The organism is Geodermatophilus tzadiensis, from assembly GCF_003002915.1.
Taxonomy (GTDB): Bacteria; Actinomycetota; Actinomycetes; order Mycobacteriales; family Geodermatophilaceae; genus Geodermatophilus; species Geodermatophilus tzadiensis.
Map to the genome: position 1 here is coordinate 157,509 of NZ_PVTG01000003.1, position 9,161 is coordinate 166,669.

Below are 9,161 nucleotides of genomic sequence, written 5' to 3' on the forward strand. Positions count from 1 at the left end.
TGCCGCCCGTGACAGACACAGACGTCGTCGTGGTCGGGTCCGGCCTGGCCGGGCTGGTGGCCACCGCCGAGCTGGCCGACGCCGGCCGGCGGGTGGTGCTGCTGGAGCAGGAGCCCGAGGCGTCCTTCGGCGGGCAGGCGTGGTGGTCCTTCGGCGGCCTGTTCCTCGTCGACTCGCCGGAGCAGCGGCGGCTGCGGGTGCGCGACTCCCTCGAGCTGGCCCGCCAGGACTGGTTCGGCACCGCCGCCTTCGACCGCCCCGAGGACCACTGGCCGCGCCAGTGGGCCGAGGCCTACCTGGACTTCGCCGCCGGTGAGAAGCGGGCGTGGCTGCGCGAGCAGGGCGTCGGCTTCTTCCCGGTCGTCGGCTGGGCCGAGCGCGGCGGGTACACCGCCACCGGCCACGGCAACTCCGTGCCCCGCTTCCACATCGTGTGGGGGACCGGGCCCGGGCTCGTCGAGCCGTTCGCCCGGCGGGTGCGCGCCGCCGTCGACCGCGGCCTGGTCGAGCTGCGCTTCCGCCACCGGGTGACCGAGCTGGTGGTCGACGGCGGCACGGTCACCGGCGTCCGCGGCGCGGTGCTCGAGCCCAGCGACGCCGCCCGCGGGGAGGCCAGCTCCCGCGCCGAGGTGGCGCCCTTCGAGCTGTCCGCGCAGGCCGTCGTCGTCACCTCCGGCGGGATCGGCGGCAACCACGACCTGGTCCGCCGCAACTGGCCGGCGCGCCTGGGCCCGGTGCCGCAGCGGCTGCTGTCCGGCGTCCCGGCGCACGTCGACGGGCTGATGCTGGAGGCCACCGAGAAGGCCGGGGCGAACCTGGTCAACCGCGACCGCATGTGGCACTACACCGAGGGCATCGCCAACCACTCGCCGGTGTGGGCGCGGCACGGCATCCGCATCCTGCCCGGGCCCTCGTCGCTGTGGCTCGACGCCACCGGCCGGCGGCTGCCGGTGCCGCTGTTCCCCGGGTTCGACACCCTGGGCACGCTGGCCCACATCGGGCAGACCGGTCACGAGCACACCTGGTTCGTCGCGACGAGGAAGATCGTCGAGAAGGAGTTCGCGCTCTCGGGCTCCGAGCAGAACCCGGACCTGACCGGCCGCGACGTCCGGCTGCTGCTCAACCGGGTGCGGGCCGGGGTGTCCGCGCCGGTGCAGGCCTTCCTCGACCGCGGCGAGGACTTCGTCACCGCCACGACGCTGCCCGAGCTGGTCGCCGGGATGAACCGCGTCACCGGCGGCCGCCCCGAGGTCGACCTGGCCACCGTCGAGCGCGAGGTGCTCGCCCGCGACCGCGAGGTGGCCAACGAGTTCACCAAGGACCTGCAGCTGACCGCCGTCCGCGGGGCGCGCAGCTACCTCGGCGACAAGCTCATCCGGGTCGCGCCGCCGCACCGGCTGCTCGAGCCCGAGGCCGGCCCGCTGATCGCCGTCCGGCTCAACCTGCTCACCCGCAAGACCCTCGGCGGGCTGGAGACCGACCTGTCCGGCCGGGTGCTGCGGCCCGGCGGCGAGGTGTTCCCCGGCCTGTACGCCGCCGGGGAGGTCGCCGGCTTCGGTGGCGGCGGCATGCACGGCTACCGCTCGCTGGAGGGTACCTTCCTCGGGGGCTGCCTGTTCTCCGGCCGGGTGGCCGGCCGGGCGCTGGCGGCGGCGCTGTGAGCAGCCCCTGGGCCGACCCGTCCGCGCCGACCGACCCGGCCGGGTACACCGGCCCACCGGTCACCGCGCCCCCGTCGTACGCCGTCGCGGCCGCCTCCCCGCCGCCCGCCTACGGCTGGGCGCCCGGGTACCCGCCCGCCGTCCTGCCGTGGGGCCCGCCGCCACCACGGCCGCGCCGCCCCGGGCAGGTCACCACCGCCGCGGTGCTGGGCTTCGTCCAGGCCGGCGTCGTCGCGCTGTCCTCGGCCTACGTGCTGCTGCTCGCCAGCACCCTCGGCACGCTGGCGGTCCTGGGCGCGCAGAGCAGCGGCGAGGCCGAGCGCCTGGTCACCGAGGCGACCGTGCTCTCCGTGGTCCAGCTGCTCTCGGCGGTCGCCCTCGTCGTCGGCGGCGTCCTGCTGCTCAACCGCCGCGGCCGGGCGTCCTGGACGACGCTGCTCGCCGCGCTCGGCGCGCAGCTGGCCATCGCCCTGTACTGGGCGGTGCGGCTGCTCACCCTCGACGGCCTCGCCGACGGCGTCGCCGGCCCCGGCCCGGTCGGGGTGCTGGTCGTCCTGGTGCTCTTCTACGCCGTCCTGCCGGGCGTGGGCCTGGGCCTGCTGCTCGTCCGGGACGCCCGGCGCTGGGCCGACGGCGCCGGGCCCGCCGCCGGCTGACCGCCCGGGGCCGCCGACCGGGGCGGCCCCGGCCCGGTGGGACGATCGGGGGCGTGCCCACCGCCGACCCCACCGCCGACCCCGCTGCCGTCCCCGCGCTGGACCCCGCGGTCGCCGCGCTGCTGCGCCGCGACCCCGCCGGGCTGGTCGCCGCCGTCGTCCAGCAGCACGACACCGGCGAGGTGCTCATGGTCGCCTGGATGGACGACGAGGCGCTGCGGCGCACCCTGACCACCGGCCGGGCCACCTACTGGTCGCGCAGCCGGCGCGAGTACTGGGTGAAGGGCGAGACCTCCGGCCACCGCCAGTGGGTGCGCGACGTGCGCCTGGACTGCGACGGCGACGCGCTGCTGCTGCTCGTCGACCAGGAGGGCCCGGCCTGCCACACCGGCGCGCGCTCCTGCTTCTCCCGCCCGCTGGAGGTCAGCCGTGCGGCTCGGTGAGACCAGCCCGTCGCGGGAGGAGTTCGCCGGCCTGGACCAGCCGGTGGTCCCGGTCACCCGGCGGCTGCTCGCCGACGGCGAGACCGCCGTCGGCGTCTACCGCAAGCTGGCCGGCAACCGCCCCGGCACGGTGCTGCTGGAGTCCGCCGAGCAGGGCAAGCGGTGGTCTCGCTACAGCTTCGTCGGCGTCCGCTCCGCCGGTGTGCTCACCGAGCGCGACGGCGCCACCGTCTGGCTCGGCGACCCGCTGCCCGGCCTGACCGACGACCTGCCCGCCGACCCGCTGGCCGCCGTCCGCACGCTGGCCCGCCGGCTGCGCTCGCCGCGCCGTCCCGACCTGCCGCGGCTCACCGGCGGGCTGGTCGGCTACCTCGGCTACGACGTCGTCCGGCGGCTGGAGCGGCTGCCCTCGACCGCCACCGACGACCTCGGCATGCCGGAGCTCGCGCTCACGCTGGTGACCGACCTCGCCGTCCTCGACCACACCGACGGCACCGTGCTGCTCATCGCCAACGCGCTGTCCGGCACGCACGACGCCGCCGACCCCGGCGCGGCCTGGGACGACGCGGTCGCCCGGCTCGACGCGATGACCGCCGACCTGACCAAGGCGGTGCCGCCGGGCGTGGCCGCGTTCACCCCGGCCGAGCCGCCGCCGGTGCGCAGCACCATGGCGCCGGGGCAGTACGAGGCCGGGGTGGAGACCGTCCGCGAGCACATCCGCGCCGGCGACGCCTTCCAGGTGGTGCTGGCCCAGCGCTTCGAGACCGAGACCGACGTCGACGCGCTCGACCTCTACCGCGTGCTGCGCGCCACCAACCCCTCGCCGTACATGTACCTGCTGCGCTTCGCCGGGCGCGAGTCGCCGTTCGACGTCGTCGGCTCCTCGCCCGAGGCGCTGGTCACCGTCACCGGCACCGGCGCGGTGGTGCACCCACCGGCCGGCACCCGCCCGCGCGGCGCCACGGAGGAGGAGGACGTGCGGCTCGCCGAGGGGCTGCTGGCCGACCCCAAGGAGCGCGCCGAGCACGTGATGCTGGTCGACCTGGCGCGCAACGACCTCGGCCGGGTCTGCGTGCCCGGCACGGTCGAGGTGCCCGACTTCATGCGGGTCGAGCTCTACAGCCACGTCATGCACCTGGTGTCGACGGTGTCCGGTGAGGTCGCCCCCGGCCGCGACGCGCTCGACGTCTTCGACGCGACCTTCCCGGCCGGCACCGTCTCCGGGGCCCCCAAGCCGCGGGCCATGGAGATCATCGAGTCCCTCGAGCCCACCCGGCGGGCGCTGTACGCCGGCACCGTCGGCTACCTCGACGCCGGCGGCGACATGGACATGGCCATCGCCATCCGCACCGCCGTGCTGCACCAGGGCCGCGCCTACGTGCAGGCCGGCGCGGGGGTCGTCGCCGACAGCGACCCGGCCACCGAGGAGGCCGAGACCCGGCACAAGGCGCGGGCGGTGCTGTCGGCGATCGCGACCGCGGAGGGCATGCGGGAGGTCCGGTGACGGCGCGCCGGGAGCTCGGGACGGCGCTGGCCGGCTGCGCGCTGGCCGGCGCGCTGGCGCTGGCGGCCGGGGGCCAGACCTGGGCGACCGTCGACGTCACGCGACGTGCGCCGCTGCCGCCGGTCACCGAGGTCCTCAGCGGGTCCGACGTCGCGCCGCTGGTCACCGCCTCGGGCCTGGTGCTGCTGGCCGGCGCGGTCGCCGTCCTCGCCGTCCGGGGTGCCGCCCGCGCCGCGGTGGGCGTCCTGGTGGCCGCGGCCGGGGGAGCGCTCGGCTGGTCGGCGGCCCGCGTGCTGCTCAGCGGCCCGCCGGCCGCGCCGCGGGCGCCGGGGGAGACCGCGAGCACCGACCTGGCCGCCGGCTGGCCGGTGCTGTGCCTGGTCGCCGCGGTGCTCGCACTGGCCACCGGGCTGCTCGTGCTCGCCCGCGGGCACCGGTGGCCGGGCATGGGCCGCCGCTACGAGCGGGCGCCCGGCGCGGCCGCGCCGGCACCGGCCCGCGCCCGCACCGACGAGGAGCGCGCGCTCGACGCCTGGCGTGCCCTCGACCGCGGCGACGACCCGACCGAAGACCCCGCCGACGACCCTGCGACGGGACCCCCCGGACGTCGCGCCTAGAGTGGGGCCAGCCACCCGGCAGGCCCCGGAGCAGCCGGGACGGACCCCACGAGCACCCAGCGAGGAGGCGGAGTGACCGTCCTCGACGAGATCGTCGCCGGCGTCCGTGAGGACGTCGCGGCGCGCGAGGCGGCCACCCCGCTGCCCGAGGTGAAGGCCGCCGCCCGCGACGCCCGCCCGGCCCGCGACGCCCTCGCCGCCCTGCGCGAGCCCGGCGTCGGCGTCATCGCCGAGGTCAAGCGCCGCAGCCCCAGCAAGGGCGCGCTGGCCGACATCCCCGACCCCGCCGTCCTCGCCGCGCAGTACGCCGCCGGCGGCGCCCGGGTCATCAGCGTGCTCACCGAGCGGCGCCGCTTCGGCGGCTCGCACGCCGACCTGGCCGCCGTCCGCGCCGCCGTCGACGTGCCGGTGCTGTGCAAGGACTTCGTGGTCAGCAGCTACCAGGTGCACGAGGCGCGCGCCCACGGTGCCGACGTCGTCCTGCTCATCGTCGCCGCGCTCGAGCAGAACGCGCTCACCGGCCTGCTCGAGCGGGTCGAGTCGCTGGGCATGACCGCGCTGGTCGAGGTGCACACCGAGGCCGAGGCCGACCGGGCGCTGTCGGCCGGCGCCGCGGTGATCGGCGTCAACGCCCGCGACCTCACCACGCTGGCGGTCGACCGGTCGACCTTCGAGCGGATCGCGCCGGGCCTGCCCTCCGAGGTGGTCAAGATCGCCGAGTCCGGCGTCCGCGGCCCGCACGACCTCATCGCCTACGCCGCCGCCGGTGCCGACGCCGTCCTCGTGGGCGAGGGCCTGGTCACCGCCGGCGACGCCCGCCAGGCCGTGGCCGACCTGGTCACCGCCGGGTCGCACCCCGCCACCCCCCGCACGACGCGCTAGCCCGGCCTCCCGGCAGGGACCCGCCGCGAGCCTGCGAGGGGTGGGGGGCCGGGAGGTCCTTACGCTGGGGTCATGACGACCAGCGCCGTGCACCTCCCCGAGCAGCGACTCGAGTCGGCGCACCCCGCGTGGCCCGACGCCACCGGCCACTTCGGTGTCTTCGGCGGCCGCTTCGTCCCCGAGGCCCTGATCGCGGCGCTCGACGACCTCACCGCCGCCTTCGAGGCGATGCGCGTGGACCCGGCCTTCGTCGAGGAGTTCGCCGCCCTGCAGCGCGACTACACCGGCCGCCCGAGCCCGGTCACCGAGGTGCCGCGGTTCGCCGAGCACTGCGGCGGCGCCCGGGTGCTGCTCAAGCGCGAGGACCTCAACCACACCGGCTCGCACAAGATCAACAACGTGCTGGGCCAGGCGCTGCTCACCAGGCGCATCGGCAAGCAGCGGGTCATCGCCGAGACCGGCGCCGGCCAGCACGGCGTCGCCACCGCCACCGCCGCCGCGCTCATGGGCCTGTCCTGCACCGTCTACATGGGCGAGGAGGACACCCGCCGCCAGGCGCTCAACGTCGCCCGGATGCGGCTGCTGGGCGCCGAGGTCATCCCGGTGACCACCGGCTCGCGCACCCTCAAGGACGCCATCAACGAGGCCTTCCGCGACTGGGTGACCAACGTCGAGACCACCAACTACGTCTTCGGCACCGTCGCGGGCCCGCACCCCTTCCCGCTCATGGTCCGCGAGTTCCAGCGGGTCATCGGCGACGAGGCCCGCGCCCAGGTGCTCGAGCGCGAGGGCCGGCTGCCCGACGCCGTCCTCGCCTGCGTCGGCGGCGGCTCGAACGCGATCGGGATCTTCACCGCGTTCGTCCCCGACGAGGGCGTGCGGCTGGTGGGCCTGGAGGCGGCCGGCGACGGCGTCGAGACCGGCCGGCACGCGGCGACGATCACCGGCGGCTCACCCGGCGTGCTGCACGGCGCCCGCTCCTACCTGCTGCAGGACGACAACGGGCAGACCGTCGAGTCGCACTCGATCAGCGCCGGCCTGGACTACCCGGGCGTGGGCCCCGAGCACTCGTACCTGCACGACGTCGGCCGCGCCGAGTACCGGCCGGTCACCGACGCCGAGGCCATGGAGGCCTTCGCGCTGCTGTCGCGCACCGAGGGCATCATCCCGGCGATCGAGTCCGCGCACGCGCTGGCCGGGGCGGTGCGGCTGGGCCGCGAGCTCGGGCCGGACGCCCTGCTGCTGGTCAACCTCTCCGGGCGCGGGGACAAGGACGTCGAGACCGCCTCGCGCTGGTTCGGGCTGGGCGACCGCACCGAGGTCGACCCCGGTCCCGGCATGGACACCGACCAGCGGCCCACCGAGGGCGCGGTCACCTCCGGCGACGCGGTCGCCGGCCGGCACGCGGGGAGCCAGGCGTGAGTGCGCTGGAGGACCGCATCGGGGCGGCCCGCGCCGAGGGCCGCGCCGCCCTCGTCGCCTACCTGCCGGTGGGCCACCCGACGGTCGAGGACTCGATCGCCGCGATGACCGCCGCGGTCGAGGGCGGGGCCGACGTCGTGGAGATCGGCGTCCCCTACAGCGACCCGGGCATGGACGGCCCGGTCATCCAGCAGGCCGTCGACGTCGCCGTCCGCGCGGGCGTGGGCATGCGCGACGTGCTGCGCGCGGTCGAGGCGGTCGCCGCGGCCGGCGCGGTCCCGGTGGTGATGAGCTACTGGAACCCGATCGAGCGCTACGGCGTCGACCGGTTCGCCACCGACCTGGCCGCGGCCGGGGGAGCGGGGGCCATCACCCCCGACCTCATCCCCGACGAGGCCGGGCCGTGGCTGGCCGCCTCGGACGCCGCCGGCCTCGACCGCGTCTTCCTGGTCGCGCCGTCGTCCACCGACGCCCGGCTGCGCGCCACCACGGAGGCCTGCCGCGGGTTCGTGTACGCCGCCTCCACCATGGGCGTCACCGGCACCCGCGCCACGGTCGGTGACGCCGCCGAGCGGCTGGTGGCCCGCACCCGCGCGGTCACCGACAAGCCGGTCTGCGTGGGCCTCGGCGTCTCCGACGGCGACCAGGCCGCCGAGGTCGCGACCTTCGCCGACGGCGTCATCGTCGGGTCGGCCTACGTGCGCGAGCTGCTCGAGGGCCGCGGCCCCGAGGGCGTGCGCGCCCTGTCGGCGCAGCTGGCCGAGGGCGTCCGGCGCCGCTCGACGGTGTCGCGGTGACCCCGCTCGCGGTGATCCCCAGCCCCACCCAGGGCGTCTGGGAGCTGGGGCCGTTCCCCGTCCGGGCCTACGCGCTGTGCATCATCGCCGGCATCGTGGCCGCCTGCTGGATCGCCGAGAAGCGGTGGGTGGCCCGCGGCGGCCGCCCCGGCGAGGTGCTCGACATCGCCGTCTGGGCGGTGCCCTTCGGCATCCTCGGCGGCCGGCTGTACCACGTCGTCAGCACGCCCCAGCCCTACTTCGGCGAGGACGGCGACCCGCTGCGCGCCTTCGCCATCTGGGAGGGCGGCCTGGGCATCTGGGGCGCCATCGCCCTGGGCGGGGTCGGTGCGTGGATCGCCTGCCGCCGTCGCGGCATCCCGCTGCCGGCCTTCGGCGACGCCATCGCCCCGGGCCTGCTGGTGGCCCAGGCGGTCGGCCGGCTGGGCAACTGGTTCAACAACGAGCTCTACGGCGGCCCCACCGACCTGCCGTGGGCGCTGCGGATCCACGAGTGGGACGGGCGGGAGGCGGTGCTCGGCGCCGACGGGCAGCCGATCGTGCTCGGCACCTTCCACCCGGCGTTCCTCTACGAGCTGCTGTGGAACCTCGCCGCCGCGGCCGTCGTCGTCTGGGCCGACCGCCGCTTCCGGCTCTCCCACGGCCGCGCCTTCGCCCTCTACGTGGCGCTCTACTGCGCCGGCCGGTTCTGGATCGAGCTGCTGCGCATCGACCCGGCCAACACGGTCCTCGGCGTGCGGCTCAACGTGTTCACCGCCGCGGTGGTCGGGCTGCTCGCGGTGGCCTACCTGGTGTGGCAGCGCGGCCGTCCCCGGGAGGTCCTGCACCGCGGTGAGGGTGACGACGGCGACACCCCGCCGGTCGCCGCGGAGGGGACCGGCGAGGCCCCCACCAGCACCGACGCCGACGCGTCGGACCGGGTGCGTGACCGGTCTCACGACACGCCGGGCACGCCCTGAGGGGACGCGCCGCAGCGGCGATCTGACGGCGGGGACCCGGTGTCCCCGCTGTGTACCCTCCTGTGCAGACCGCCCAGCGATCCTGGGTGGTCCTCCGTGTCGGAACCGGGCCAGCGCTGCCCCGCGGACGACGACCCCACGGCACCACCCCCGTGGGGCTCGCGAGCCGGACCTGCCCGGGCCACCGTGTCCCGGCCGGTCGTCGGCTCACCGCAGTCCT

9 protein-coding genes are annotated in these 9,161 nt (G+C 76.7%); all 9 read left to right on the forward strand.

All coding sequences use genetic code 11. The features are described from left to right. The first annotated feature begins 8 nt into the window (after nucleotides 1–8). The 9 genes from LY71_RS05965 (at nucleotide 9) to lgt (ending at nucleotide 8,941) form a co-directional block, all read left to right on the forward strand. On the forward strand, nucleotides 9–1,661 hold the full coding sequence (locus LY71_RS05965; RefSeq protein ID WP_106276216.1) for an FAD-binding dehydrogenase: 1,653 nt from the start codon (nucleotides 9–11) through the stop codon (nucleotides 1,659–1,661). Then, nucleotides 1,658–2,317 (forward strand): hypothetical protein, encoded by a 660-nt coding sequence (locus LY71_RS05970; RefSeq protein ID WP_106276048.1) that lies wholly within the window; start codon nucleotides 1,658–1,660, stop codon nucleotides 2,315–2,317. The genes LY71_RS05965 and LY71_RS05970 overlap by 4 nt, the downstream gene beginning before the upstream one ends. Before the next feature lie 53 nt (nucleotides 2,318–2,370). Then, nucleotides 2,371–2,760, forward strand: a complete 390-nt coding sequence (gene hisI / locus LY71_RS05975) for a phosphoribosyl-AMP cyclohydrolase (protein ID WP_211297165.1) — start codon at nucleotides 2,371–2,373, stop codon at nucleotides 2,758–2,760. Beyond that, nucleotides 2,747–4,264, forward strand: coding sequence for an anthranilate synthase component I (locus tag LY71_RS05980; RefSeq protein WP_106276049.1), 1,518 nt, complete (start codon nucleotides 2,747–2,749; stop codon nucleotides 4,262–4,264). Before hisI ends, LY71_RS05980 begins: the two co-directional genes overlap by 14 nt. Next, nucleotides 4,261–4,881, forward strand: coding sequence for a Trp biosynthesis-associated membrane protein (locus tag LY71_RS05985; RefSeq protein WP_106276050.1), 621 nt, complete (start codon nucleotides 4,261–4,263; stop codon nucleotides 4,879–4,881). The genes LY71_RS05980 and LY71_RS05985 overlap by 4 nt, the downstream gene beginning before the upstream one ends. Before the next feature lie 72 nt (nucleotides 4,882–4,953). Then, nucleotides 4,954–5,763, forward strand: a complete 810-nt coding sequence (trpC, locus tag LY71_RS05990; protein ID WP_106276051.1) for an indole-3-glycerol phosphate synthase TrpC — start codon at nucleotides 4,954–4,956, stop codon at nucleotides 5,761–5,763. 72 nt (nucleotides 5,764–5,835) lie between these two features. Next, nucleotides 5,836–7,185: a tryptophan synthase subunit beta gene (gene trpB / locus LY71_RS05995; RefSeq protein ID WP_211297166.1), complete on the forward strand. Its 1,350-nt coding sequence runs from the start codon at nucleotides 5,836–5,838 to the stop codon at nucleotides 7,183–7,185. Further along, complete coding sequence (gene trpA, locus LY71_RS06000; RefSeq protein ID WP_106276052.1) at nucleotides 7,182–7,982, forward strand: tryptophan synthase subunit alpha; 801 nt, start codon at nucleotides 7,182–7,184, stop codon at nucleotides 7,980–7,982. Before trpB ends, trpA begins: the two co-directional genes overlap by 4 nt. Next, a complete protein-coding gene (gene lgt / locus LY71_RS06005; protein ID WP_106276053.1) occupies nucleotides 7,979–8,941 on the forward strand; it encodes a prolipoprotein diacylglyceryl transferase in 963 nt (320 codons plus the stop codon). Before trpA ends, lgt begins: the two co-directional genes overlap by 4 nt. Nucleotides 8,942–9,161 lie beyond the last annotated feature (220 nt).